Source organism: Bradyrhizobium sp. USDA 4474, from assembly GCF_054057515.1.
Genome location: NZ_JBSRZJ010000002.1, coordinates 7,231,510 through 7,255,853, shown reverse-complemented (window position 1 = coordinate 7,255,853; position 24,344 = coordinate 7,231,510). Strand labels below are relative to the sequence as shown.

The following is a 24,344-nucleotide window of genomic DNA, read 5'->3' as shown; positions in this document are numbered from 1 at the left end:
GTCACTGGCTTGAGTAGGGTAGACAAAAGAACAGACGGGTTTAGGCAATTCTTTCGGAGGTCCCGAGGGTATTTCGTCACTGCGGCCATCTTTAGCCTTGCGATCAACCTGCTCTATCTGGCCGGCCCACTCTATATGTTGCAGGTCTATGACCGCGTCATATCGAGCGCCAGCGAGATCACCCTGTTGATGCTCACGATCGCGCTGTTGCTGGCATTTGTCGCGCTCGCTGGCCTCGACGCAGTGCGCGCCCGCGTATTGACGCGCACCAGCATCCGCCTCGATCGCGACATCGCCCCGCGAGTCATGACCGCCATCATTGATCGTTCGGCCAGGCTCGGTGGTGCGCGCAGTCAGTTGCTCCGCGATTTCGACAGCTTCCGGCAGTTCATCACCGGCGCCGGAGTTCATGCCATCTTCGATTTGCCATGGTCGCCGATCTATATCGCGGTGATTTTTTGTCTGCATCCGTTCCTCGGCGCGTTTGCGCTGGCGTGCGCGATCGTTCTGGTCACGATGGCTTTTCTCAATGAATGGATCGTCAAGCCGCCGCTCGCGGAAGCCAACGACGCAGCCAGCCGCAATTACAGTTTCACCGAGATGAGCTTGCGCAACACCGAGGTGGTGCGCGCGATGGGGATGACCGCTGGTCTGTTGAGGCGCTGGAGCCGGGACCGCGATCGCATGCTTGAGCGCCAGGTTGCCGCAAGCGACCGCGCGGCTGCGATGCAGAGCCTGATCCGTCTCCTGCGGCTTGCGATGCAATCCCTGATCCTCGGTCTTGGCGCCTATCTCGTCATCGAACGGCTGACGACCGCCGGAGCGATGTTTGCCGCCAGCATTCTGCTTGGCCGCGCGTTGCAACCGATCGAGCAGATCGTTGGATCATGGCGCAGCTTGGTTGCCGCCCGCGGCGCATTCCGGCGCGTGCGCGAGGTGCTGTCGGGAAATTCGCCGCACGAACGTGGATTGATGTTGCCGCGACCCGAAGGTCGCTTGTCGGTCGAAGCGCTCTCCTCTGTTCCGCCAGGCGCTATCAAGCCCGTTCTGCGTGGCGTCACGTTCCGGATCGAGCCGGGGGAGGTGCTGGGCATCATCGGTCCCTCCGGGGCCGGCAAATCCACCCTCGCGCGTCATATCGTGGGCGTGCAAGTACCATCGGCTGGTGCTGTTCGTCTTGACGGCTCCGACGTTTCGACCTGGATCGAATCCTCGCTCGGCCAGCATCTCGGTTACCTGCCGCAGGACATCGAGCTGTTCGCCGATACCGTCGCGGCCAATATCTGCCGCTTCAACGCCGACGAGGACCAGGAGATCATCAAGGCGGCGCGCATGGCCGGGGTGCACGAGATGATCGTACGGCTCCCCCGGGGTTATGACACGGAAGTCGGAGAAGGCGGTGCGGTCCTGTCTGGCGGCTATCGCCAGCGCATCGGTCTTGCCCGCGCCGTCTATGGCAATCCCAGCCTGGTAGTGCTGGATGAGCCGAGCTCAAATCTTGATGCGGAGGGCGATGCCGCGCTGGCCGACTGCATCATGGAGCTGAAGAAGCGCGGAACGACGGTGATCATCATTTCTCATAGGCCTGTGACCATCAGCGTAGTCGACAAAATACTGGTGCTGCGCGAAGGCGTGGCCGAAATGTTTGGACCGCGGAGCGAAATCCTGCCTCGACTGACGCGGCCGGTACCGGTCCATGCCGTCCAGGGAGCGGCAAGCTAGGACATTTGAGATGGCAATACTGGATGTTGCAACTCGAACCAGGCGTCCAGGTGCGGTCCCGAACCGGGCCCGCGACAACGCGAGCGCCGGCGAACTGAACGACTCAATCGGTCGTGTAGCGTTCGCGGGATGGCTGATTATTGCTTTGTTTTTCGGCGGCATTGGTACGTGGGGCGCTGACCGCACCGCTCGACGGCGCCGTGGTCGCCAACGCCGTCGTCAAGGTCGACGGCAACCGCAAGAGCGTCCAGCACCTCGACGGCGGCATCATCAAGGAACTGCACGTCAAGGAGGGCGAGCGTGTGCTCGCAGGTGATCTCCTGATCGTGCTCGACGAGACGCAGGCGCGGGCCGAGTATGATGTGCTGACCCAGGAATATGCCGTGCTTCGCGCAACCGAGGTGCGGCTATTGACCGAGCTCGGTCACGGATCCCAGCTCGTCATGCCGAACGATCTCAAGGCACGGTCCGACGATCCGTACCTGAAGAGCGTCTGGAATGGCCAGGTCAGCCAGTTCGAAAGCCGCCGCGCGGCGCTTGAAGGCCAGCGCAGCGTGATCCGGGAAAAGATCAATCAGCTCGGTTCGCAAATTATTGGCTCGAAGGCACAAGTCAAATCATTTACGGATCAGATCAACTCGGTCCGCAGTGAGGCCAAGGACATTGCGCCACTCGTGGAGCGCGGCTTGATCGCACGGCCGCGAATTCTGCAACTCGAGCGCACGGCCTACGGTCTGGAGGGCCAGATCGCTGATACTGACGCCAATATCGCCAAGGCTCGCCAGGCGATTTCCGAGCAGGAGCAACAGACCGCCCAGCTCGACAACGATCGCATGACTGAAGTTACCAAGGATTTGCGTGATACCCAGGCCAGACTGCTGGAGGTGATCCCGAAGGCGTTGAGCGCCAAGGCCGTGTTGGGCCGCATGGAGATCCGGGCGCCCTATACCGGACGGGTCGTGGGACTGAACGTGTTCTCGGTGGGCGGCGTGATCCAGCGCGGCGACAAGATTCTGGACATCGTGCCCGACGAGGACTCACTCACCATCGAGGCCCAGGTCGCGGTGGACGACATCAGCGACGTGCATCCGCGCACGCGCGCCGAGGTCCATCTCACGGCCTACAAGCAGCGTATCGTGCCGATCATTCATGGCGACGTCATTCAGGTCTCGGCGGATCGTTTGACTGATCCCAAGACCAACAGCCCGTACTACACGGCCTTTGTCCGCATCGATCAGGACGAGCTGGCGGCCATGCCCAATATCCGGCTCTATCCCGGCATGCCCGCAACGGTCATGATTCCGACCGCGCAACGCACCGCATTTGAATACCTCGTCGGCCCGCTGGTGATGTCATTCAACCAGTCGTTCCGGCAGAGATGAGAGGCTGCCGGAGCAGAATTCATGGCCTCCATTTCGTCCACTGCCAGGACCCCGACCTGGCACTGCACTGGATGTAAGTCCCGGAAGAGATCGAGGGCAGGGAGGTTCGAGCGCGGCAGGCGATGACTGAGAACTACGGTCGCAACAATACGACACATCCCGTAGCTAGGACCGTAGATGAGTTTGCAGCGCAGGCGGAAAAGGTGAGCGATTCCGGCAGATTTGACAGGACGCTCCTTCCGCCAGAAAAACAGAAAAATCAGGTGGTTAGCTGGAATATAAAGATCCAGCGCACAAACGAACGTACAGCGGTTTGAGGCAGCCTGTGGTCGGTCTCTGGATCGTCGGTGGCCTGTCGCTTCTGCTCGTGCTCGCTTTCGTCGGCTTGGTCGCGCCGGCCGCTGAGGTCGATAGTTTCGGTGACTCCGGCACTATCGATTAGCGGTGGCTCGGCAGCGTTCCGAGCCGCTAGGAATCGACAATTTGACTCTCGGCTGCGCCGGGTTTCGATGCCGGTATGACTGTCCGCCTGATCAAGCACGAAACGGTGCCGGGGACTGGAAGCTTCGAGGTGCGCTTCGCTGATGGGCGCCGGAGCATGTACCTCTACTTTGACGACCTGCCGTCGCGACGGCTGCGTCCAGGGCAGGTGCCTCGCGAGGAAGCATTTGATCGGGCGAGGATGTTCGCCCGGATCATGCGTGGGATCATCGAAGGCTGGGCGAATTAGCCTGGTGCGTGGTTGGAGCCTACCGAGCACCCGTAATTTCCCCGGGGCAGGCCCTTCTGCGTGAACTGGCGGCCTGTCATAAATCTATGGCATGACCATTGCATATTCGAAAGGGACTGGGATTTCAGTGCCCAGTCTTGAAAACCAGGACGCTGCCGGGGGGACAGGGATTTCGAGCCCGGCAGCGCCCCTGCTTTCAACGATGCTCCTCCGGCATCAAGACGCTGTAGAGATTCGCGAGCCAGAGGCTGCCCTTGATCGCCCAGCAGGCGAGCGTGACGCGCGCCTCGCAGGACCAAGAGCCGGACGGGGCGCATCCTAGACGCTTCTTCATCAGTCGAGGCGCGCGTTGATCTCCAGCACGACCTGATGCATTGCGTCGATGCAGGTATCCGCGTCCCGTCCGGCCGACATGCGGCTCCCGCTGCAAGCTCTCGCGGAAGAGAGAGCAGCGCTACGCGGTAAACTAGAAATCCTGCAGTCCCAAATCGGCGTGGTGTCTAGGGCGTGGACTCATAAGTGCGCGCGCCACAGCCTGATGGACGCGAGTTGAAACGAAGGCGAGGTAGTTGGCGGCAAGCTTATCGTAACGCGTCGCCACCTGACGACACTGCTTGATCCTGTGTTTCGGCGGGATGTTGGCCCACGCTCTCTGATCCAGTCCGCATCATAGCGACGGCCGGCAAGCAGCATTGCCCGAGACTTGAGACGGGACAGCAGCTTTCCGGCAAGTCGAACGTCGTGGGCCTCACCGGGGCTCAGCGCCAGCCGTACCGGCAGACCAATGCCATCGACCACCGCATGATTTTGCGCCCTGTTCGGGAGTTTGAATCACATGGGTTTGGTCAAACGCAACGCGTCCGCCCGGATGAATCGGCTCCGTCCGGCGAGGACCCCGGGCAGCTGAGCTTGCGGAGTTCCGGTGTTTAAGGTGGATGGAGCAATCCGTCAGATCTTAGGGTGTCAATCGCTTCGTCGAGGGTGAGGCCGCGATGCCGGCAGAACCACTCTCCAGTGTGCCGGTGCCACTGGATATCGAAGCGGTTGCGGCTGATCCAGTCGAGGCGAGCGAAGGGGGCGTCAAACTCTTCGCCGAGACTCTCGGGGAAGCCGGAGCGGTAGCGTTGAACGAAGCGATATTTGGTGCCGTGCCACTTTCCCAGGATATCGATGGGGTAGTTGAACTGCGTCGGTCGGATAGTGGGCAGGAAGCGGGGCTTCAGAAAGTCGTCGATCAGCTGCTGGCAGGCGGCCGTCACCGCCGATTTATCTGCCGCGGACAGACCGCTTGCTCTCATGTGTCCTCGGCTCACGCTGCTTCGATATGGCTCGGCATTGGCTTTCGCCAATTCCACGGCAGAAGCTCATCCAGCCTCTGGATAGCATGATCATTGATGCGCGCGAGCACGTCGGCGAGCCAAGCCTGTGGATCGATGTCGTTGAGTTTGCAGGTAGCAACAAGGGTGTAGATGGCCGCCGCTCGCCGGCCGCCCTCATCGGAGCCGGCGAAGGTCCAATTTTTTCGTCCCACGGCGACCGCCCGTAGCTCACGCTCGGCAGCATTGTTCGACATGCAAAGCCGTCCGTCATCAAGGAAGCGGGTAAATGCATCCCAGCGGCTGAGGCAGTAATTGATCGCCTTGGTCGTGTCGTTGTTCCTGGAGAGCTTGGCGCGCTGCTCGCGCAACCACGCCTCCAGCTCGACGATCAGAGGGCGGCTACGCTCCTGGCGCACACGCAAACGTTCCTGCGCAGCAAGACCGTTGATCTCGCGCTCGATAGCGAACAGGACATCGGTGCGCTTGACCGCCTCCGCCGCGATCGGCGCCTTGGTGAGCCGCGCGAGGTCAAAGAACTTGCGCCTGCCGTGCGCCCAGCACGCGGCCTCGATGATCGGGCCGCCCTTGCGATTGGTCTCGTAGAGCCTGCCAAAGCCGGCGTAGGCGTCGGCCTGCATCAGTCCGGCATAACCCGCCAGATGTTGCTCCGGATGCGCACCGCCACGATCGGGCGAGTAGAAGAACACGGCCGCCGGTGGATCTGGGCCGGCAAACGGACGGTCGCCGCGAACGTAGGTCCATAGCCGGCCGGTCCGGGTCTTGCCCTTGGCAAGGACCGGCACCGTGGTGTCATCCGCGTGGATGCGCTCGGCTGCGAAGACATGGCTCCGGATCGCATCGACCAGAGGCATCAGGGTTGCCGCGGAGGCACCTACCCAGTCCGCGAGCGTCGATAAGTCAAGGTCGATGCCTTCACGCTTGTAGACGTCGCTCTGACGATGAAGCGGTAGGTGCAGGCCGTACTTGGCGAACAGGACATGGGCCAGCAGCTTTGGCCCTGCACGCCCGCGCGCAATCGGATGCGAAGGAGCCGGCGGCTGGGTGATCGCTTCGCAGGCCCGGCAGACGAGCTTCTCGCGCACGTGCTGGATCACCTTCCACTGTCGCGGAACGAGCTCCAGCGTCTCGGTCACGTCCTCGCCAATCTTGCGCAATCGGCTGTCGCCGCAGCATGGGCAGGTGGTCGGCACGGGATAGACAATGCGCTCCCGCGGCAAATGCTCCGGCAGCGGCCGGCGGGCTGGCTTGCGGCGCTCGAACGATGGCACCGCAATCTTCTCGGCTGCCATCTGCGCCGCGGTCTCAGCTTGAGCCGCGTTCTCCTCCAGGTCGGCGAGTTGTAGCTCGAGCTGGTCCAGCAATGCGCCTCGCTCGGAGGACTGTCCGAACTGCTCGTGCCGCAGCTTCTTGATCGTGAGCTTGAGCTTCTCGATCAGCAATGTTCCCGCCTGGGCTTCGGCTTGCGCGGCCAACCGGGCCGCTCGCTCGGCGCGCAGCATCGCCTGCAGCGTGGTCACATCGTCGGGAAGAGAATCATCGGCACTCATCGACGACCAGAGAATCACAAGACGCGATCTCTGTCCGAACCGCTGATCCTGTCACCGATTCAAATCCCAGCGATCAACCAGCCGCCTGTGGTCGCCAGGTCTGTTGCGGCATCCGCCAGTCGATGCCCTCCAGCAGGTAGCCAAGCTGGGCTGGGGTGATTGTCACCACGCCATCAGCCGACGACGGCCACAGGAAGCGGCCGCGCTCCAGCCGCTTGGCGTAGAGCGACATGCCCAGTCCATCGTGCCAAAGGATCTTGATTAGCTTGCCGCTCCTGCCACGGAACACATAGAGGTCGCCGCCGTGCGGGTCTCGCTTGAAGGCTTCCTGCACCAGCAAGCCCAGCGGGTTCATGCCGCGGCGCATATCGGTGTGGCCGGTCGCAATCCACACCCGCACGCTCGACGCTTCGGGATCACCGCGGCCGTCCATCTGCCAGTGCCGCCACGGCGGCCTTCAGCGTCGCCGCGTCGACCGCGCCCGTGATCCGCATCCGAGCCCCGGCCGCAAACTCGATCTCGATCGACCCGCCGCTGCTGGCCGGCGCGACTGGACAGGGCGTCGGTCCTGCTTCCGCGACCACCATCGCAGGTACGAAGCCAGGTGGATCGGCGGCATCCTTCGGCTCAGGCCGAAACGAGCGTCGCCATCGCAGCAGCAATGAGCGCGAAACCGCCATACCGCCGCGCTGTTGCCGCGACCTGACGCGGCGACTGTAAGCTCTCAAGGACGATCTTGAGCTTCTCATCCTCGGACCAGCGCCGTCGCCGGCCCGTGTCCACCACCTCAAGCCGTTCGACTTGGGCACTGCGCCTATCACCGTCCATAAGGACAGTACTCAACAACACGCCTCATTCGGCAAGGCGGCCTTCACCGGACGGATACGATGAATCCAGCCACCTGCCACTTGCCAATGGTCGAGCGCCTGCAATATTTTCAATTTCCGATTTAGTGGAGCACCGCTGTTCGTTCGCAGAGGCACCAATGGCAGTCACCGTTCGTCCAATGACTTTGCAGGAAACCACACTGATCATTGAGTACTTCCACGCAGCAACGCCAGAGCACTTGGAAATGCTCGGGGTCGATCCGACGCGACTGCCGCCCGCGTCACAATGGAAACGACTCTATGAGCAGATGTTCGACCATCCTGTCGAGCAGAGAGGCAGCGTCTTGGTAAGTTGGCTTAGCGATGACACGTTTTTTGGGTTCTCGACTGCTGACAAGATCCGCGTTGGCCAGCAAGCAAATATGCACCTTCACATCACGGATCCCTCACTGCGCAATCAGGGGATCGGCGTAGATTGTGTCAGGCAGACCGTCGAACTCTATTTTCAGAGTCTAAAGCTGAAGCAGCTCTTCTGTGAGCCCAATGCCTTCAATGTGGCACCGAACCGCGCTCTACAAAAGGCAGGGTTCAAGTACGTTAAGACGCACATGACCGTTCCAGGTCCTCTTAATTTTCATCAAGCAGTGAATCGCTGGATGATAGATAGAGGCTGAGGCGTCTCGGACCGCTGTCGACGAGTCTATGAGTACGCGCCCTGGATTTCTAGCGGTCCAAACCACCAACGCTCCAGCCCCGCAAAACAAAAGCGATGCGCAGGTCAAGGCTGATGGCGGGCAAACCTCTTTGCTTAGCTGAGATCGCTCGAGGTCGCACCGAAGCCGTGGCGTTCGCCCATGAATGCGGCGCCGTGACATTGCCGATCACGCTGGCCGCCGTTGCTGCCGGATGCCCCTGCGCCAGCTCGAACGGGCCGGGATTGCCCCTTGGCGAATGACGTGCTGCGGGCGAGGGAATGGTTTGGTTCGAGCGACTGACAGGGTCGGATCAGCAAAGGGCCACAGTGTGATCCGCCGCGAAATATCTTTGATTGCCCCGGCCAAACCGCGTCGATGCCGAGCGGCTCAGTATCAGCAACAAACCGAGCAACAAGGCCGGTCTCAGGAGCATCGGCACTTTCGCGAGAGCGACTACGCCGACACGCGCATCGGGATCAGGATGTAGCTCGTGGCGACTGCAGAAGGCTTGGAAGAGGCGCGCGGATTTACGCAATTCGCGCGCCTTTGGGACCGTTCACGACGACTGAGGTCAGAAGCAGTTCACAGCGGCCTCCAGCGACGCGGATGGTGGTGGTAGTAATCGTAGTCGCGGTCGCAGTCATCGTAGCCATAGTAGCCGGGTCCGCCGAGGACGATGGTTACACCACTCCGATGGCCGCCGCCGTGGTAGCCGCCGAACTCATAGGCGGATGCGGAGGTTGGGGCCAGAGCAGCGGCACCCAAGGAAACTGCGGCAACTGCAATAACCGAAAATTTGCGCAACATGGATTGATTCCTCTCTGTCAGGTTTGGTGGAAGCCCTTGCTTCAACATGGCTCCTGGGGCAAGCGGAGCGATGAATTGATATCGCGCCAGAGCCAGTAAACTCTGTGAGACGCGCCACACATTGCTTTGCGAAAGCGAGTTGTTCCCTGTCGGATCGGCGAAACAGGTCGGCGAGATGAACAGATCGCGGACGATCAAGATTACCGAGCGAAGTTTCGTTCAAACAGAAATTGGAGCGTGACGTGGAGGCTTTTTTTGACGCGCTGGGGTGACAAGGTCCCCGGCTTCAATCGAAAGGCTCTTCGCGATGTTGGCGATGAGGTGACCGTTGCAAACACCTTAGCAATTGTCGCCAAAACGGAGAAAGTGCGAGTAAGATCATTCCGCCAGTCGAAAACGGAAAGTCGAACCCATGTGTCCGGTACGTTCTGTCACCTATCTTTCGGGTCGCTCAACGAGCCCGGCCCGGATCCGCCGGTCGAGCAGGTGATCGGTGGATCAGGCGTTTAATCCGGCCGGGCTCGACAAGCTGAAGCTCCGCATTCAGGCGTTGCGCGCCAAGACGATCGCCAATGGCTGCACCGAGGACGAGGCGCTGTCTGCCGCCGCCAAGGTCGCCGAACTATTGGATCGCCACGATTTGTCGCTTTCTGACGTCGAGCTGCGCGCCTCGTCGTGCGAGCGGCGGGTCTTTGAGACCCATCGCAAGAAGCGAATTCCTCTGGACGACTGTATCGGCGCGATCGCCCATTTCTGCGATTGTCGGGTCTGGCGCGAGAAGAACGCGGCCCGCGAGAGCAGCTACGTGTTCTTTGGCCTCGGCGCGGATGTCGAGGTCGCCCATTACCTGGCCGAATTGATTGACGGCGCCGTGCGCGCCGAACTTGGCCGCTTCAAGACCTCGATCGAGTACAGCAGGTTCCGGCACCAGCAGCGGCATCTGGCCAATGCCTCCTTCACGCTCGGGATGGTGGTGTCCATCGCCGACAGGCTGCTGGCGATCAAGGCAAGCCGCGATCAGGTCAACGAAGGCACCGGCCGCGAGCTGGTGGTTCTCAAGACCTCGGTGGTCGATGCGGAATTCGACAAGCTCGGCCTCAAGCTCCGGACCCAGCGGAGCTCTGGCCGGATGGTCTCGACGACGGCCTATGACGCCGGAGGCGCCGCCGGCACGGCGCTGCCGATCAACCCAGGCGTTGGCAAGTCGCAGTCACGGAACAGTCGAAAACAGATTTAAACGCGTCAGCATTCGTCCAGCCGGCTCGAACCTCAAGCCGATGCAATCGGGGACATCCAAATCTTTGTTGCGCAATCAGGACACGCAGCATCGCATAACCGCACCTCACCGGAGGGAGTGCGGCCCTGCGCCCGACGGATACGATGATTCCGCAATCTACTGTGGAAAAACCCGCAAGCCGAAAGAACCCGGGTCTTCAACTCACCAGCGTTTCGCCCCGTCGCGCTCTCTTCGAGGCGCGGCCCCGGTTGATGAATTGGACGCCGACGAACTCACCATTGACCCAGGCGAGTTCGCAGTGTCGGTAAGCCAGACCCATCGGTGACAACACAAGAAAAAATTCCTTCTGGCCGATATCCGTCACCGCACCGTCGCTCACCAGCTTTGCGCCCGTTTCAGAGACGTCGTGGATCTTGCAGCCGCGCTGCCAGGTACCGTCGATCGCCATCAAGCGCGCTTCGATCGGTCGTTCGAACGCGACGCGCTTGTCCTTTGGTTGTTCTCCCTCACTCATCGACCGTCCCACCTTGGCCACCGAGCAGGCCGTTCTGACTAGAGAAGAATCCTTGATCTTCGGTGAATGGCGTGGAGCGAATACGCCTGCTGTGTTCCCTTCCGGTAAGCAAGGGGTCGGCAGTGTTTCATCGCCGAGCGAAGTCGGAATCGCGTTGTTTGAGTCCGTCGAGCCGCAACCGCGGGTGGGGCGCCTTGAATAGCTCCAACTGCAGCGTTCTTTTGTCCCGGATCGGCTTAGCCAGGGCTTTTTAAAAACGACGAAGGCCGCAGCGAACTCACCCGCTGCGGCCCGCGCCACTTGCAAATCGACCGGGTGAAAGAAGCTAGTGAAGTATGGAGCCAGCCCCGGTTTGCCGAATCTTCCCGGTGATCCCGGTTCCCGCCACAACAAATGTGAATCGAGGTGTCTTAGTTCTGAGATTCTGAATTGCCGAATGGTCCCGGGCATCTCCGGGGCCGGTCCGATGTGGCCAATTCAGTGCATCGTCACGACTGGAGTACGAGGTAGGCATCGGTCGCAACGTCCAGGCTCGCCGGTCCCCGGGCGGCGGCGCGTTCGCTAAGGCGATGATCATTGATTTCGGAATTATCGTATTGTGCGCCTGTTTTGCCCGACGGGTCAAGAGGCCTTTGCGGGACAAGCCGGTTCGTCCTCGATCCGACGTGGCCTACTGTGCATGGGGTTGTTTTCGCTATGTGGCGCGTGGCGGTCTGCGATGGCACCGGCCGAGCGCCCAAGAGCCTGAATGGTCAGGGATTTGTGTTGACCGGTCCCCCATGCGGACCACCGGGCGGAACCTTTTCCTCACCGCCGCGTTACCTCGGCATGACTGAAGACCTTTCCTTCCGACGTAAACCCCTGACCCCCGAACAGCGCCAGGCGCGCGATGCGGCGCGCCGCCTCGAGGCCGAAAAGGCCATGCGCGACCATGAGGAAGCGCAGAAGGCGTTTTACGCCAATCGCGAACGGCTCAAGGCCGAGCGGCTGGCCCGTGAGGCGGCCGCAGGCAAAGACTGACTTCTCAATAGGTGCCGCTTCAGTGCCGGCCGGTGGACGCCCGCGCGTCAGCCCCCTTGCGCGTAACGAGGGGAAAGGCGAGCGGTTGATCACTCTGTCTGCTTGCGCGCCGTCATGTCGCTGAACCTGTCGACAAAGGCTATTCCGATCGCCGAGACGATAAAGGTGAGGTGGATCAGCACCTGCCACATCACGCCGCTCTCGGTGAAGCTGGCGCGGCTCGAGCCGAGATTGCCGGCCTCGATGAAGGTGCGCAGCAGCGCGATCGAGGAGATGCCGATGATGGCCATCGCAAGCTTGATCTTGAGCACGCTGGCGTTGACGTGGCCGAGCCATTCCGGCTCGTCGGGGTGGCCCTGGAGATCGAGCCGGGACACGAAGGTCTCGTAGCCGCCGACGATCACCATCACCAGGAGATTTGAGATCATCACGACATCGATCAGCGCCAGCACGCTCATCATGATCTCCTGCTCGGTCAGATCGAGCACATGCGAGGAGAGGTGCCAGAGCTCCTTCAGGAACAGCGCGATGTAGACGCATTGCGCCACGATCAGCCCGAGATAGAGCGGCAATTGCAGCCAGCGCGAACCGAAGATGATCATCGGTAACAGCCCGAGCCGCGGGCGGCGTCCGGTGGGTTCAAGCTCTGCCGACATTCACATTGCATCCGCGCGTTGAGATCGTCTCGTCATCATGTACCCCGCCAAGCTGGCCGGTGGAAGACACGCCGCCCGGTTCATCGGGTGTGGATCGCGCCGTCTCATGCTAACGTGCAGGACGGCCGCCGGCGGGGGTGGCGGGGATCGGGAGGCCGATAGTTATGCGCAGTGGCTTTGGCCGATGGCTCGGGCACATCGTACTTGCAAGTGCGGTGGGCGGCGCCACTGCGGTATTGGCGACCCCGCTGACGCCCTTCCGCAATGAGGCGCAAGCGCAGCGCCATTGCCCAGGCGACAAGGTGGTCTGGCTGGATTTCAGGAAGAGCGTCTATTACCGCAAAGGGCAGAAGCTCTACGGCCAGGGATTTGATGGCAGCTTCGTCTGCCTGTCCGAAGCGCGTGACAGCCTGTACCGGAGCTCGCCGTTGGGCTTGCGCTGAGCCCCCGTGGTCAAGCGCCGCTATTTCTGGTTCGGCAGCGTCACGGGGACGTGGGCGGAGCTGCTGATCACCCGGGGGCTTCCGTCGGGGTAGGTCCGGCTGCTTCGGATCAGCGATTCCAGGACCAGTAGAAATTTTTCGGCGAGCATGTGCGTCACCTGCGTTGGCGTGGCCTCTTGAAATTAGGTCGAGGCGCCGAACGCGGAAATTCAATCAACTCAACGGGAGCGGGGTGATTCGGCGTGCTGCGCCGCAGACGCGCGGCGCTCTGAAAATTCGAAACGGGTGGTGTGAGATCAGCCGAAGGCCAGGGCGACGAGGCTCGAGCAGAGCAGCACGAGGCCGCCTGCGGTCAGTGCCAGAAAGCCATCGGATACGAAGTCATGTTTGCGCATGGGACACCTGCTGCTCTTGCCTTCGATGCTCGATCGGATTGATTAAAATTGTCCGAACGTACCGCCTTGAAGAGGTGATGCAATGTCAACCGCGCGAGCGCCGTCAGGCCCTCGTGCGGTAGCCTTCAAACGCATGGGCCAGGAAGATTCCCGCGCTTACCAGACCCATCAGTGCCGAAACCGTCTCGATCATCGTTAAATTCCAATCCCGCCCCTGCACGCGAGAAAACGCGCGCGGCCTTGCACAGTCAAAAGAATTCCCGTGAAGCCGACGATATCGGGGGTGGAGTGAGGTTTTGGCGCAACAGCTTGTGCGGGACTGGCACATCAGAGGCGGCTGAGAGGCCATTGCGCCCCATTTATCAACGAGAATGCCGAACGTCCTGTTTACCATGCCGACGCGAACGTTGTGGGCTCCCCATTTCCGCCGTGTTCGGGTTGCGTTATCGTTACCGTCTCCGAGACGGTGGTGGGCCGCCTCGGGCTTGAGGACCGGAAGGCGATTCCCGTGTGCAAGCGGGTTGGGGCCGTCTCCGGGGAAATGGTATTTGGGGCGAATGGGGATCCGACGATCAGATTCGGTGGTGCGGGCTGCGCGGTGCGTTGCGGTGGTGGCCGGTTGCCTTGCGCTTGCCAATTGCGCCTCGTCCAACAAGTTCGCCAGCCGGGTGGATCCCAAATACGGCGTGTCGTCGAGCCCACGGGTCGTTGGCTTCGGCGAACCCGTCCCCAAGGGCGGCGGCACCTATCGCGTCGGAAAGCCTTATGTCGTTGCAGGCCGGACCTACGTACCGGAGGAGGACGTCAATTATCGCGCCGAGGGCACGGCCTCCTGGTATGGCGACGACTTCCATGGTCGCCTGACCGCCAACGGCGAAGTGTTCGACATGAGCTCGCTGACCGCGGCGCATCCCACCCTGCCGATGCCGTCCTATGCGCGGGTGACCAATCTCTCCAATGGCAAGTCGCTGATCGTCCGCGTCAACGACCGCGGGCCCTATCACGGCAACCGCCTCATCGACGTCTCGAACAAAGCCGCCGAACTGCTTGAATTCAAAGGCAATGGTGTTGCCAGGGTCCGCGTCGAATATGTCGGCCGGGCGCCGTTGGAAGGCTCCGACGACCGCCAGCTGATGGCGACCTTGCGCACCGGCGTTCCGGCGCCGTCACCCTCGATGGTCCGGGTCGCTTCGGCCAGGCCGTTCGTGCCGGAGGTGTCATCAAGCCGCAGCGCCTTCAGGGGCGAAGTCCCGATGCCGGAAGGGCGGCCCTACAGCCTGGGCAACACGTCGGCCGACCTCGCCTCGATCGACGCGACGTCCGAGATGTCGGCCTCGAGCCGCAGCCGGGGCCGGGTGCTCCAGAACGCCCGGCAAGTGTCTTATGACGAGAGCGGCCGCTACGCCGGAGATAGCGGTCCGGCGACCTCCGATGACGGCGCAGCCGAGGCACGCAGCATTCTGACCGGCCGCGGCCTGTACTAGGCAAGCCGCGACAGCTTTGCCGAGACCGGGTCTGTGGGCGCCGCCCACACCGCAATGAGGAAGGATCTCGTCTAGCTAGCCTGATGCGCTTCGCGCAAGAACCGCAAAAGCGCGGCATTGACCTCGTCGGGCCGTTCCTGCTGCACCCAATGACCAGCGCCGTCGATGATCAGCTTTCTCGTGAGATTGGGCAGCACGCGCTCCAGATCGTTGACCCGCTTGGCGCCGATCAGGCCGGTGATGACGGCGTCCTGCGCGCCGGCGATGAACAGGGAGGGCTGGTGGATTTGCGCGTCCTGCCAGGGCGCGGTCAGCTCCCAATTGCGGTCGATGTTGCGATACCAATTCAGCCCGCCACGAAACCCGGAAGAGCGGAAGCTCTCGGTGAAATGAGCAAGATCGGCCTCGCTCAGCCACGACGGCAGCGGCTCGTCGGCTGCTGCATGGCCGAGAAAGCCCTTGCCCTCCTGGACGAACATCGCGGCGTTCGGATCGGCAAGTCCGCGGCCGCCGAGCACAATGCGCATGGTGCGGGCGACGTCACGCTCGAACTCGGCCTCGGCGACACCCGGCGTCTGGAAATACTGCCAGTAGAAATTCGTGATGCCGCCCTGGCGCAGCAGCTCGAGCGGCTTACCGCGTCCGCGGAACGGCGGGGGCACGCTCAGCCCTGCGACGGCCGTGAATATATCCGGGCGGAACAGTGCCGCGTGCCAGGCGACCGGCGCGCCCCAGTCATGGCCGACGACGACGGCTTTGGTCTCGCCGAGCGCCCGGACCAGGCCGACGACGTCGCCGACCAGATCGAAGATCGAATAGGCTGCCACCTCGGGCGGCGCCGCGCTCTGGCCGTAGCCCCGCATGTCGGGGGCCACGACATGAAACCCGGCCGCTGCTAAGGCAGGCATCTGGTGTCGCCACGAGTAGGACAGTTCCGGCCAGCCATGGCACAGCACCACCAGTGGTCCCTGACCGGCCTCGCGGACGAAGAGGTCGATCCCGTTGGCCTTGATCCCTCGGGTCATGGACATCGCTTTTCCGCCTTGTTTCAGGGGTTTGGTTGAAAAACATCAGGTGCCACGATAGGGGCGCAATGAGAATCGTGCAATCTCGGGGGCAGCAACGACCCTCGTGTTGTTCGCACCTGTTCCATTTGTTAGAACGGCGCTCTCAGGGCTTCGCCATGGCATTTCATCTCATCTCGCTTCGTCATACCGGCTTCACAGCCGGAGCCCTGGCGCGCGGGCTGGTTGCGGCGGCGCTTGCGGTGAGCCTCGGCTGGGGCGGGGTGCTCTATGCCGCGAACCAGAGCGTGCAGGGCGCCAAGAAGACCGAGGATACCGGCTTCGACGGCGATGCCCCCACCGCGATCCTGATCGAGGCTTCGAGCGGCAGCGTGCTGTTCGAGAAGAACGCCGACGAGCTGCGCGCACCCTCCAGCATGATGAAGCTGGTGACCGCCGAGGTCGTGTTCAACGCGATCAAGAAGGGCGACGTCAAGCTGACCGACGAATACCGGATCAGCGAGAATGCCTGGCGCAAGGGCGGCGCCCCTTCCGGCACCTCGACCATGTTCGCTGCCATCAACAGCAAGGTCTCGGTCGATGACCTCCTGCACGGTGCCATCATCCAGAGCGGCAACGACGCCTGCATAGCGCTCGCAGAAGGCATTGCCGGCAGCGAGAAGATTTTTGCCGCCGATTTCATGACCAAGCGCGCCCGGGAGCTCGGCATGACCAAATCGACCTTTGCCAATTCCAACGGCTTGCCCGACCCCGGCAACAAGATGACGGTGCGTGAGCTCGGCATGCTTGCCCGGCACATCATCCTGGACTTTCCCGAATTCTATAAACTGTTCGGCGAAAAGGAGTTCACCTGGAACAAGATCCGCCAGCCCAACCGCAATCCGCTGCTCAATTCGATGGAAGGAGCAGACGGGCTAAAGACCGGCTACACCAAGGAGGGCGGCTACGGCATGGTCGGCTCGGCCGTGCAGAACGGCACCCGATTGATCGTCGTCGTCAACGGCCTGGAAGACTCCGAAGACCGCGCCACCGAAGCCAAGAAGATGCTGGAATGGGGCTTTCGCAATTTCGAGACCCGCACGCTGATCGCAGCTGACCAGCCCCTCGGTTACGCCAAGGTCTTTGGCGGCGACAGCCGCTCGGTGAAGCTGATTGCGAAAGAGCCGGTGAAGGTGATGGTGCACAAGAGCGGCGGCGACAAGCTGATCGCGCGCGTTGTCTATAACGGCCCGGTGCGCGCGCCGGTCCAGGCGGGCCAGCAGGTCGGCGTGGCCAAGGTCTGGCGCAGCGGCAATATCGCCGTCGAGACGCCGGTCTACGCGGCCGAGGCTATTGGCACCGGCTCGACCATGCGGCGCGCGATCGATGGCGCCAGCGAGCTCGTCATCGGCATGTTCCGCGCAGGCGCCGAGAAGCTCTGATCATGAGTGAAAGCGCGGTAACATGGCCGTCCGGACGCGGGCGCTTCGTCACCTTTGAAGGCGGCGAGGGGACGGGCAAGTCGACCCAGATCAAGAAACTCGCCGATCGTCTCAAGGCGGCAAGGATGCGCATCCTCGTCACGCGCGAGCCGGGCGGCTCGCCGGGCGCAGAGATCATGCGGCATCTGGTGCTGTCGGGCATGGGCAAGCTGCTCGGGCCCGAAGCGGAGACGCTGCTGTTTGCGGCCGCGCGCGACGACCATGTCCGCACCGTGATCCAGCCTGCGCTCAACCGGGGCATCTGGGTCCTGTGCGACCGCTTCGCCGACTCGACCCGGGCCTATCAGGGCAGCCTCGGCAGCGTGCCCACCGCGCTGATCAATGCGATGCAGCGGGTCACGATCGGTGATCTCAAGCCTGATCTCACCATCATCCTCGATTTGCCTGTTGAAATCGGCCTGGCACGCGCGGCGGCGCGGCGGGGCAGTGGCACGCCTGACAGATTTGAGGGCGAGCAGCTCGCCTTCCATCAGGGTCTGCGCGAGGCCTATCGCAAGATTGCGGCGGATGATCCTTCGCGCTGCGTTCTGATCGACGCCAATTCCGACCCGGACACGGTCGCCGGGCGGGTGTGGACTGCGCTGCGCGACCGCCTCCTGGCGACCTCAGCATCGGTGGTCTCGGCATGAGCCGGCGTCACGTCGAGCGCGAGAGCGCGATTCCACATCCGCGCGAGACCAGCTTGCTGTTTGGCCACCGCGAGGCCGAGACCGCGCTGCTGACGGCTTATCGCAGCGGGCGCATTCCGCACGCCTGGCTGATTGGCGGACCGCAAGGAATCGGCAAGGCGACGCTGGCCTACCGGATGGCGCGGTTCGTGCTCGCCCACGGAGAGCCGCAGGCTCCCGCCGTGCAGGGCGCCGAAGACCTCGCGATCGATCCTGACGATGCCGTGGCGCGGCAGGTTGCAGCGAGCTCGCATGGCGGGTTGCTAACGTTGGAGCGTACCGCGAATGACCGCGGCGTGATGCGTACCGTCATCACCGTCGACGAGACGCGCGAGACCATTTCGTTCTTCGGCTCGACGGCGGCGGCTGAAGGCTGGCGCGTCTGCATCGTCGACACCGTCGACGAGCTCAATCCCAATGCGGCGAACGCGTTGCTGAAGATCCTGGAGGAGCCGCCGCAGCAATCGCTGTTCCTCCTGGTGAGCCACGCACCGGCACGTGTGCTCGCCACGATCCAGTCGCGCTGTCGCAAGCTGCGCCTGCGTTCGCTCACAATCGACGAGGTGATCGGAGCGGCGGCTGCGGCCGGCGACCTTGCGCCGACGGATCAGGCGCTACGCGAGGCCGCAGAGGCCTCCGAAGGCAGCGTCGCGCGCGCGCTGACGCTGCTCGGCGGCGACGCGCTCAAGCTCCAGCAGCGCACGGCGGCGCTGCTGGCGCGCCTGCCGCAGCTCGATCCGCGGGAGCTGCATACGCTTGGCGATTCGCTTCCCACCAACGACCGGGTCGCGCTTGCGGCGTTCATCGATGGCATCGATCGCTGGATCGCGGAAAGCCTGCATGCGAACGAAGCCAATGCCAACCAGAACCTGCCGCGCCTTGCGCGGCTAGCCCAGGTATGGGAAAAGATCGTCCGCGCCGCGCGCGACACTGAAACCTACAATCTGGAGCGAAAGCCCTTGGTTTTTTCGGTGTTCGGCTGGCTGGCGGACGCAACGCGCTAGAGCATGATCCGGAAAAGTGCGGAGCGGTTTTCCGAAAAGATCATGCGCAAACAACGCAATTTCGTTTCCAAATTTCGAGAATCCGGTAGAGGAATTCGTCGTGGCAGCACGAGCTAAGAAAACGGCCAAGGCCAAGGGTAGCAAGAAGGCTGCGAACAACGCCGCGAAAAAGTCGACAAAGGCACTCGGCCGCAAGGCTGCCAAGAAGGTCAAGAAGACCAAACGGGCCTCTGCCAAGAAAGGCGTGAAGAAGACCGCCGCGAAGAGTGCAAAGAAGGCGGGCAAGAAAGCCGCGAAGAAGCAGGCCGTCGCCAAGAAGGCCGCCACGACGAAGGTCGCAAAAAAGTCCGCCAAAGCTCCATCGAACAAGGCAGCCAAGAGGGCGAAGGTGACCGCATCTGCCGTAACCGCCGCGCCCAGCTGCTGTTGCCAAGACGTCGAAGGCCGTGCCCCCCGTGGTCTCCAAGCCCGAGGTATCGAAGCCCAAAGTCTCGAATACCAAGGCAGCAAAACCCAAAGCGCCGCCTGCGCCAAAGGCCGTTGCCGCCCCCGCGCGCGACAACGTCTTCTACATCTCCACCGCGATCGCCTATCCCAATGGGGTCCCGCATATCGGCCACGCCTATGAGGCAATCTCCGCCGACGTGCTGGCGCGCTTTGCGCGGCTCGACGGCAAGGACGTGTTCTTCCTGACCGGCACCGACGAGCACGGTCTGAAGATGGTCCAGACCGCGCAGAACGAGGGTGTGACTCCCTCCGCGCTGGCGTCCCGTAACGCCGGACGCTTCAAGGAGATGGACGAGCGGCTCAACGTGTCGTTCGACCGCTTCATCCGCACCACCGAGGAGCAACACCATCGCTCCAGCCAGGAGATCTGGCGTCGTATGGAAGCGAACGGCGACATCTACGCCGACACCTATTCCGGCTGGTACTCGGTGCGCGACGAGGCCTACTACGCCGAGGAAGAGACGTGCCTGAACGAGGACGGCGTACGGCTCGGGCCGCAGGGCACGCCGGTCGAATGGGTCGAGGAGAAGAGCTATTTCTTCCGCCTCTCGGCCTACCAGGACAAGCTGCTGAAGCTCTATGCGGATCAGCCCGATTTCATCGGGCCGGACTCCCGCAAGAACGAGGTGATGAGCTTCGTCAAGAGCGGCCTGCGCGATCTCTCGATCTCGCGCACGACGTTCGACTGGGGCGTCAAAGTGCCCGGCGACGAAGAACACGTGATGTATGTGTGGGTCGACGCGCTCACCAACTACATCACCGGCGTCGGCTTCCCCGACGAGACTGACAAGAACTGGCGCTACTGGCCGGCGGATGTGCACATCATCGGCAAGGACATCATCCGCTTCCACGCGGTGTACTGGCCGGCCTTCCTGCTATCGGCCGGGCTCCCGCTGCCGAAGCGCGTCTATGCCCATGGCTTCCTGTTCAACAGGGGCGAGAAGATGTCGAAATCGGTCGGCAACGTCGTCGATCCCTTCAATCTCGCCGACCAGTATGGCGTCGATCAGATGCGCTATTTCTTCCTGCGCGAGGTGCCGTTCGGCCAGGACGGCAACTACAACCATGAAGCCATCGTGGCGCGCATCAACGCCGATCTCGCCAACGATCTCGGCAACCTCGCTCAGCGCTCGCTGTCGATGATTGCAAAGCAGCTCGGTGGCGTGCTGCCCGAGCCCAGCGCGTTCAGCGACAACGACAAAGCGATTTTGGCGATGGCCGACGGAATGGTCGGAGCGTCGCGCGAGGCGATGGCCACGCAGCAGATCCATCAATGGCTCAACGCCGTATGGGCCGTTGTTGCGGAAGCCAACCGCTATTTCGCGGGCGAGGCGCCGTGGGCGCTCGCCAAGACCGATCCTGTCAGGCAGAAGACGGTGCTCTACGTCACCGCCGAAGTCGTCCGGCAGATCGCGATTCTGGCTCAGCCGGCAATGCCGACTGCTTCCAGCCTCCTGCTCGACAGCCTCGCCATCCCCGAAGGAGAGCGCAACTTCGCGATGCTCGGCGGTGACAAGCGGATCGCGCCCGGCTCGATGCTGCCGGCGCCGACGCCGGCGTTCCCGCGCTACATCGAGCCCGCGGCCTGAGGCGGACATAACGATGCTGGTCGACAGTCACTGTCATCTGGATTTTCCGGAGTTTGCGGAAGACCTCGACGGGATCGTATCGCGCGCCCGCACGGCCGGGATCGGCCGCATGGTCACGATCTCGACGCGGGTGCGAAAGCTCGATCAGCTTCTCGCCATCTCCGGGCGTTATGACGACGTCTATTGCTCGGTCGGGACCCATCCGCACAACGCGGATGAGGAAGACGGCATTTCGGCGGACGAGCTGATCGCCCTGACGCAGCATCCCAAGGTCGTCGCGCTCGGCGAGGCCGGGCTCGACTATTTCTACGACGACGGCTCGCCGGAAGCGCAGGCGAGGGGCTTTCGTGCTCATATTGCCGCCGCGCGCGCCACGGGCCTGCCGCTGGTGATCCACACCCGCGAAGCGGATGAGGACTGCGCCCGCATCCTCGAAGAGGAGGCGGCCAAGGGATCGTTTCGCGCCGTGCTGCATTGTTACACGGGCGGGCGCGAGCTGGCGCTGAAGGCGGTATCGCTCGGGCTGTACATCGGCTTCACGGGCATCCTGACCTTCAAGAAGTCGGACACCTTGCGTGCGCTCGCGGCTGAGCTGCCGCCCGACCGTATTCTGGTTGAAACCGACTCGCCCTATCTTGCGCCGGGCAAGTTCCGTGGCAAGCGCAACGAGCCGGCCTATGTGGTCGAGGTCGCCAAGGTGCTGGCCGAGACGCGCGGCGTGTCGTTTGACGAAATCTCACGCCAGACCAGCGAAAACTTCTTCCGCCTGTTCTCCAAGGTGAAAGCTTGAGATTGGGAGCCGCATGACACTGACGCTGACGATCCTGGGCTGCGGCTCCTCCGCCGGCGTGCCGCGCCCGGCGCTCGGCTGGGGCGCCTGCGATCCCAGCAATCCCAAGAACCGCCGCCGCCGCTGCTCGCTGCTGGTCGAGAAAACGTCAAGCCACGGCACCACGCGCATTGTGATCGATACCTCGCCGGATCTGCGCGAGCAACTCATCGATACCAATGTCGACCACATCGACGCGGTGTTCCTGACCCATGAGCATGCGGACCAGACCCATGGCATGGACGATCTGCGCTCCGTCGTTCTCCACATGCGCAAGCGCATTCCGACCTATTTCAATCAGTCGACTGCGAAGGACATCATGGCGCGGTTCTCCTACTGCTTCATCTCGCCGGAGGGCAGCGACTATCCGCCGATCCTGACGCGGCATTCGATCGAGGCCGGCGGGAGCCAAATCGTTATCGGCAAGGGCGGGGACGTGACCATGACCGCCTTCCTGGTCCAGCACGGCCAGATCCCCGCGCTCGGCTATCGCATTGGCAACGCCGCCTACACGCCCGACCTCAACGACATCCCGCGCGAGAGCTGGGGTGCCCTGGAAAACCTCGATCTCTGGATCGTAGACGGCCTGCGCTACACCCAGCATGTCAGCCATTTCAGCATCAACGACGCGCTGTCCTGGATCGAACGCTTCAAGCCGAAGCGCGCCGTCATCACCAACATGACGGCCGACGTCGATTACGAGGTGATCCGGCAGACGCTGCCCGCGGGCGTGGTGCCGGCTTACGACGGGATGCGGCTGGAGACGCACTAAATTAGGTGCGCGTTCAACTCAGGCAGTAATCGCCTTGGTCGAACCGACCTCATTGCGCAGCAGGAATTTCTGGATCTTTCCCGTCGATGTCTTCGGAATCGGTCCGAACACGACGGCCTTCGGCGTCTTGAAGCCGCTCATCTGCGTGCGGCAGAACGCGATGATGTCGGCCTCGGTCGCGCTGGCGCCGTCCTTGAGCTCGACGAAAGCACAGGGCACTTCGCCCCATTTCGGATCGGGCTTGGCGACGACGGCCGCGAACAGCACGGCCGGGTGCTTGTAGAGAATGTCCTCGACCTCGACGGAGGAAATGTTCTCGCCGCCGGAGATGATGATGTCCTTGGAGCGATCCTTGATCGTGACGTAGCCGTGCTCGTCAAGCACGCCAAGGTCGCCGGTGTGAAACCAGCCGCCCTCGAACGCTTCCTTCGTGGCCTTCTCGTTCTTCAGATACCCCTTCATCACGATGTTGCCGCGGAACATCACCTCGCCGATGGTTTCGCCGTCGCGCGGCACCTCGTGCATGGTTTGCGGATTGATGACGGTGACAGCTTCCTCGAGCGGGTAGGGCACGCCCTGCCGCCGCTTCATGCGCGCGCGCTCCGCGGCGGGGAGATCGTCCCAGCCGGGCTGCTCGGCACAGACGGAAGCGGGGCCGTAGACCTCGGTGAGGCCATACACATGCGTGAGCTTGATGCCGATGCTCTCCGCCCCTTCGAGCACGGCGACCGGCGGTGCGGCGCCGGCGATCAGCCCGACGACGCGGGGTGCAGCGTCGCCGTTCGGCGCATCGGGCGCATTGATCAGCGTGTTGTAGACGATCGGCGCGCCACACATGTGGGTGACGCCGTGCTGCCTGATCAGCTCGAAGATTTTGGTCGGCTCGATCTTGCGCAGGCAGACATTGATGCCGGCGGCGGCCGCAAGGGTCCAGGGAAAGCACCAGCCATTGCAATGGAACATCGGCAACGTCCAGAGATAGACCGGATGCTGACCGAGATTGCCGGCGAGGATGTTGCTGACGGCGTTGAGGTAGGCGCCGCGATGATGGGTGACGACGCCCTTGGGATTGCCTGTTGTGCCTGAAGTGTAGCTCAGTGCGATCGCATCCCATTCGTCTTGCGGCGGGATCGCCGTGAAGTTCGGATCGCCTTGCGCGACGGCGGCTTCGTATTCGATCTCGCCGATGCGCTTGCCGCCCGTGAAGGCGGCATCGTCGACGTCGATCACGAAAGGCTTCGGGCCGCTCATTTGCGCGAGCGCATCGGTGATCACGCGCGAGAATTCGGGGTCGACCAGAATGATTTTCGCGCCGCCATGATCGAGCTGAAATGCGATCGAGGGCGCATCGAGGCGGATGTTGAGCGCGTTGAGCACGGCGCCCGTCATCGGAACGGCAAAGTGCGCCTCGTTCATCGCTGGGATGTTGGGCAGCATCACAGCAACAGTATCGCCGACGCCGACGCCTTTGCCGGCGAGCCAGGAGGCAAAGCGCTTGCAGCGCTCATGCGTCTGGGCCCAGGTGAAGCTGCGCGCCTCATAGACCGTGCTGATGTGATCGGGATAGACGGCAGCGCTGCGTGCGAGGAAGCTGAGCGGCGACAGCGGCACGTAATTGGCGGGGGTTTTGTCGAGGCCGATATTGTACTGGTTGTGCCGGTCGCTCATCG

Annotated in this window: 22 protein-coding genes and 2 pseudogenes; 14 read left to right on the top strand and 10 right to left on the bottom strand. The window is 62.6% G+C overall.

Annotation, left to right across the window (positions count from 1 at the left end; genetic code table 11):
• The first annotated feature begins 9 nt into the window (after positions 1-9).
• The 3 genes from ACVW16_RS35795 to ACVW16_RS35785 all read left to right on the top strand — a co-directional run bounded on the left by ACVW16_RS35795 (position 10) and on the right by ACVW16_RS35785 (position 3,834).
• The gene (locus tag ACVW16_RS35795) at positions 10-1,722 is read left to right on the top strand and encodes a type I secretion system permease/ATPase (RefSeq protein WP_456735137.1); all 1,713 of its coding nucleotides are present in this window, start codon (positions 10-12) and stop codon (positions 1,720-1,722) included.
• Positions 1,723-1,862: 140 nt separating this feature from the next.
• Positions 1,863-3,104 (top strand): HlyD family type I secretion periplasmic adaptor subunit, encoded by a 1,242-nt coding sequence (locus ACVW16_RS35790; protein ID WP_456802604.1) that lies wholly within the window; start codon positions 1,863-1,865, stop codon positions 3,102-3,104.
• A 517-nt stretch (positions 3,105-3,621) separates the two neighbouring features.
• On the top strand, positions 3,622-3,834 hold the full coding sequence (locus tag ACVW16_RS35785) for a hypothetical protein (RefSeq protein WP_456703581.1): 213 nt from the start codon (positions 3,622-3,624) through the stop codon (positions 3,832-3,834).
• Between the two features lie 500 nt (positions 3,835-4,334).
• Here the strand turns inward: ACVW16_RS35785 and ACVW16_RS35780 are convergent.
• The 5 genes and pseudogenes from ACVW16_RS35780 to ACVW16_RS35760 all read right to left on the bottom strand — a co-directional run.
• A pseudogene (locus tag ACVW16_RS35780) lies at positions 4,335-4,638 on the bottom strand (IS5/IS1182 family transposase); the annotation flags it as partial.
• A 122-nt stretch (positions 4,639-4,760) separates the two neighbouring features.
• The gene (locus ACVW16_RS35775; RefSeq protein ID WP_456703580.1) at positions 4,761-5,132 is read right to left on the bottom strand and encodes a DUF3024 domain-containing protein; all 372 of its coding nucleotides are present in this window, start codon (positions 5,130-5,132) and stop codon (positions 4,761-4,763) included.
• Between the two features lie 11 nt (positions 5,133-5,143).
• Positions 5,144-6,721 carry an IS66 family transposase gene (gene tnpC, locus ACVW16_RS35770; protein WP_456735135.1) on the bottom strand — a complete coding sequence of 526 codons (1,578 nt, stop codon included), beginning with the start codon at positions 6,719-6,721 and terminating at the stop codon, positions 5,144-5,146.
• Positions 6,722-6,794: 73 nt separating this feature from the next.
• Positions 6,795-7,154 (bottom strand): IS66 family insertion sequence element accessory protein TnpB, encoded by a 360-nt coding sequence (tnpB, locus tag ACVW16_RS35765; protein WP_456735134.1) that lies wholly within the window; start codon positions 7,152-7,154, stop codon positions 6,795-6,797.
• Positions 7,138-7,449: an IS66-like element accessory protein TnpA gene (locus ACVW16_RS35760; protein WP_456802603.1), complete on the bottom strand. Its 312-nt coding sequence runs from the start codon at positions 7,447-7,449 to the stop codon at positions 7,138-7,140. Before ACVW16_RS35760 ends, tnpB begins: the two co-directional genes overlap by 17 nt.
• A 257-nt stretch (positions 7,450-7,706) precedes the next feature.
• Here ACVW16_RS35760 and ACVW16_RS35755 point away from each other — a divergent pair, with 257 nt between their 5' ends.
• Positions 7,707-8,222: a GNAT family N-acetyltransferase gene (locus ACVW16_RS35755; protein ID WP_456703578.1), complete on the top strand. Its 516-nt coding sequence runs from the start codon at positions 7,707-7,709 to the stop codon at positions 8,220-8,222.
• Positions 8,223-8,825: 603 nt separating this feature from the next.
• Here ACVW16_RS35755 and ACVW16_RS35750 read toward each other — a convergent pair.
• Positions 8,826-9,248: a hypothetical protein gene (locus ACVW16_RS35750; protein ID WP_456735132.1), complete on the bottom strand. Its 423-nt coding sequence runs from the start codon at positions 9,246-9,248 to the stop codon at positions 8,826-8,828.
• Positions 9,249-9,543: 295 nt separating this feature from the next.
• Between ACVW16_RS35750 and ACVW16_RS35745 the strand changes: the two genes are divergently transcribed.
• Entirely contained in the window at positions 9,544-10,287 is a 744-nt protein-coding gene (locus ACVW16_RS35745; RefSeq protein WP_456735131.1) for a DUF7168 domain-containing protein, read from the top strand.
• A gap of 196 nt (positions 10,288-10,483) precedes the next feature.
• Here the strand turns inward: ACVW16_RS35745 and ACVW16_RS35740 are convergent, their stop codons facing one another.
• Positions 10,484-11,101, bottom strand: coding sequence for a PilZ domain-containing protein (locus tag ACVW16_RS35740; protein ID WP_456802602.1), 618 nt, complete (start codon positions 11,099-11,101; stop codon positions 10,484-10,486).
• 528 nt (positions 11,102-11,629) lie between these two features.
• On the opposite strand from ACVW16_RS35740, the gene ACVW16_RS35735 reads away from it, so the two are divergent.
• Positions 11,630-11,821, top strand: coding sequence for a hypothetical protein (locus tag ACVW16_RS35735; protein WP_456703574.1), 192 nt, complete (start codon positions 11,630-11,632; stop codon positions 11,819-11,821).
• 89 nt (positions 11,822-11,910) lie between these two features.
• Here the strand turns inward: ACVW16_RS35735 and ACVW16_RS35730 are convergent, their stop codons facing one another.
• Positions 11,911-12,477, bottom strand: a complete 567-nt coding sequence (locus ACVW16_RS35730) for a TIGR00645 family protein (protein WP_456735129.1) — start codon at positions 12,475-12,477, stop codon at positions 11,911-11,913.
• Between the two features lie 164 nt (positions 12,478-12,641).
• On the opposite strand from ACVW16_RS35730, the gene ACVW16_RS35725 reads away from it, so the two are divergent.
• Together ACVW16_RS35725 and ACVW16_RS35720 are read left to right on the top strand one after the other, a co-directional pair.
• On the top strand, positions 12,642-12,920 hold the full coding sequence (locus ACVW16_RS35725) for a hypothetical protein (protein WP_456703572.1): 279 nt from the start codon (positions 12,642-12,644) through the stop codon (positions 12,918-12,920).
• A gap of 952 nt (positions 12,921-13,872) precedes the next feature.
• A complete protein-coding gene (locus tag ACVW16_RS35720) occupies positions 13,873-14,799 on the top strand; it encodes a septal ring lytic transglycosylase RlpA family protein (protein WP_456735128.1) in 927 nt (308 codons plus the stop codon).
• 71 nt (positions 14,800-14,870) lie between these two features.
• Here ACVW16_RS35720 and ACVW16_RS35715 read toward each other — a convergent pair whose 3' ends face one another.
• A complete protein-coding gene (locus ACVW16_RS35715; RefSeq protein ID WP_456735127.1) occupies positions 14,871-15,830 on the bottom strand; it encodes an alpha/beta fold hydrolase in 960 nt (319 codons plus the stop codon).
• A 152-nt stretch (positions 15,831-15,982) separates the two neighbouring features.
• Here ACVW16_RS35715 and ACVW16_RS35710 point away from each other — a divergent pair, with 152 nt between their 5' ends.
• The 6 genes and pseudogenes from ACVW16_RS35710 (at position 15,983) to ACVW16_RS35685 (ending at position 22,674) form a co-directional block, all read left to right on the top strand.
• Positions 15,983-17,245, top strand: a complete 1,263-nt coding sequence (locus ACVW16_RS35710) for a D-alanyl-D-alanine carboxypeptidase family protein (RefSeq protein ID WP_456735126.1) — start codon at positions 15,983-15,985, stop codon at positions 17,243-17,245.
• Between the two features lie 2 nt (positions 17,246-17,247).
• Entirely contained in the window at positions 17,248-17,934 is a 687-nt protein-coding gene (gene tmk, locus ACVW16_RS35705; protein WP_456735125.1) for a dTMP kinase, read from the top strand.
• Positions 17,931-18,977 carry a DNA polymerase III subunit delta' gene (locus tag ACVW16_RS35700; protein WP_456735124.1) on the top strand — a complete coding sequence of 349 codons (1,047 nt, stop codon included), beginning with the start codon at positions 17,931-17,933 and terminating at the stop codon, positions 18,975-18,977. Before tmk ends, ACVW16_RS35700 begins: the two co-directional genes overlap by 4 nt.
• A gap of 100 nt (positions 18,978-19,077) precedes the next feature.
• A pseudogene (gene metG / locus ACVW16_RS35695) lies at positions 19,078-21,073 on the top strand (methionine--tRNA ligase).
• A 13-nt stretch (positions 21,074-21,086) separates the two neighbouring features.
• Entirely contained in the window at positions 21,087-21,863 is a 777-nt protein-coding gene (locus tag ACVW16_RS35690; protein WP_456735122.1) for a TatD family hydrolase, read from the top strand.
• Positions 21,864-21,876: 13 nt separating this feature from the next.
• A complete protein-coding gene (locus ACVW16_RS35685) occupies positions 21,877-22,674 on the top strand; it encodes an MBL fold metallo-hydrolase (RefSeq protein ID WP_456703564.1) in 798 nt (265 codons plus the stop codon).
• A gap of 18 nt (positions 22,675-22,692) precedes the next feature.
• Here the strand turns inward: ACVW16_RS35685 and ACVW16_RS35680 are convergent, their stop codons facing one another.
• A complete protein-coding gene (locus tag ACVW16_RS35680) occupies positions 22,693-24,342 on the bottom strand; it encodes an acyl-CoA synthetase (RefSeq protein WP_456703563.1) in 1,650 nt (549 codons plus the stop codon).
• Positions 24,343-24,344 lie beyond the last annotated feature (2 nt).

Coding starts and splice junctions, on each gene's coding strand:
- ACVW16_RS35715 (WP_456735127.1), bottom strand. CDS start 15,830: ATGTCCATGACCCGAGGGATCAAGGCCAACGGGATCGACCTCTTCGTC.
- ACVW16_RS35735 (WP_456703574.1), top strand. CDS start 11,630: ATGACTGAAGACCTTTCCTTCCGACGTAAACCCCTGACCCCCGAACAG.
- tnpC (WP_456735135.1), bottom strand. CDS start 6,721: ATGAGTGCCGATGATTCTCTTCCCGACGATGTGACCACGCTGCAGGCG.
- ACVW16_RS35730 (WP_456735129.1), bottom strand. CDS start 12,477: ATGTCGGCAGAGCTTGAACCCACCGGACGCCGCCCGCGGCTCGGGCTG.
- ACVW16_RS35755 (WP_456703578.1), top strand. CDS start 7,707: ATGGCAGTCACCGTTCGTCCAATGACTTTGCAGGAAACCACACTGATC.
- ACVW16_RS35685 (WP_456703564.1), top strand. CDS start 21,877: ATGACACTGACGCTGACGATCCTGGGCTGCGGCTCCTCCGCCGGCGTG.
- ACVW16_RS35680 (WP_456703563.1), bottom strand. CDS start 24,342: ATGAGCGACCGGCACAACCAGTACAATATCGGCCTCGACAAAACCCCC.
- ACVW16_RS35690 (WP_456735122.1), top strand. CDS start 21,087: ATGCTGGTCGACAGTCACTGTCATCTGGATTTTCCGGAGTTTGCGGAA.
- ACVW16_RS35725 (WP_456703572.1), top strand. CDS start 12,642: ATGCGCAGTGGCTTTGGCCGATGGCTCGGGCACATCGTACTTGCAAGT.
- ACVW16_RS35700 (WP_456735124.1), top strand. CDS start 17,931: ATGAGCCGGCGTCACGTCGAGCGCGAGAGCGCGATTCCACATCCGCGC.
- ACVW16_RS35785 (WP_456703581.1), top strand. CDS start 3,622: ATGACTGTCCGCCTGATCAAGCACGAAACGGTGCCGGGGACTGGAAGC.
- ACVW16_RS35720 (WP_456735128.1), top strand. CDS start 13,873: ATGGGGATCCGACGATCAGATTCGGTGGTGCGGGCTGCGCGGTGCGTT.
- ACVW16_RS35775 (WP_456703580.1), bottom strand. CDS start 5,132: ATGAGAGCAAGCGGTCTGTCCGCGGCAGATAAATCGGCGGTGACGGCC.
- tnpB (WP_456735134.1), bottom strand. CDS start 7,154: ATGGACGGCCGCGGTGATCCCGAAGCGTCGAGCGTGCGGGTGTGGATT.
- ACVW16_RS35710 (WP_456735126.1), top strand. CDS start 15,983: ATGGCATTTCATCTCATCTCGCTTCGTCATACCGGCTTCACAGCCGGA.
- tmk (WP_456735125.1), top strand. CDS start 17,248: ATGAGTGAAAGCGCGGTAACATGGCCGTCCGGACGCGGGCGCTTCGTC.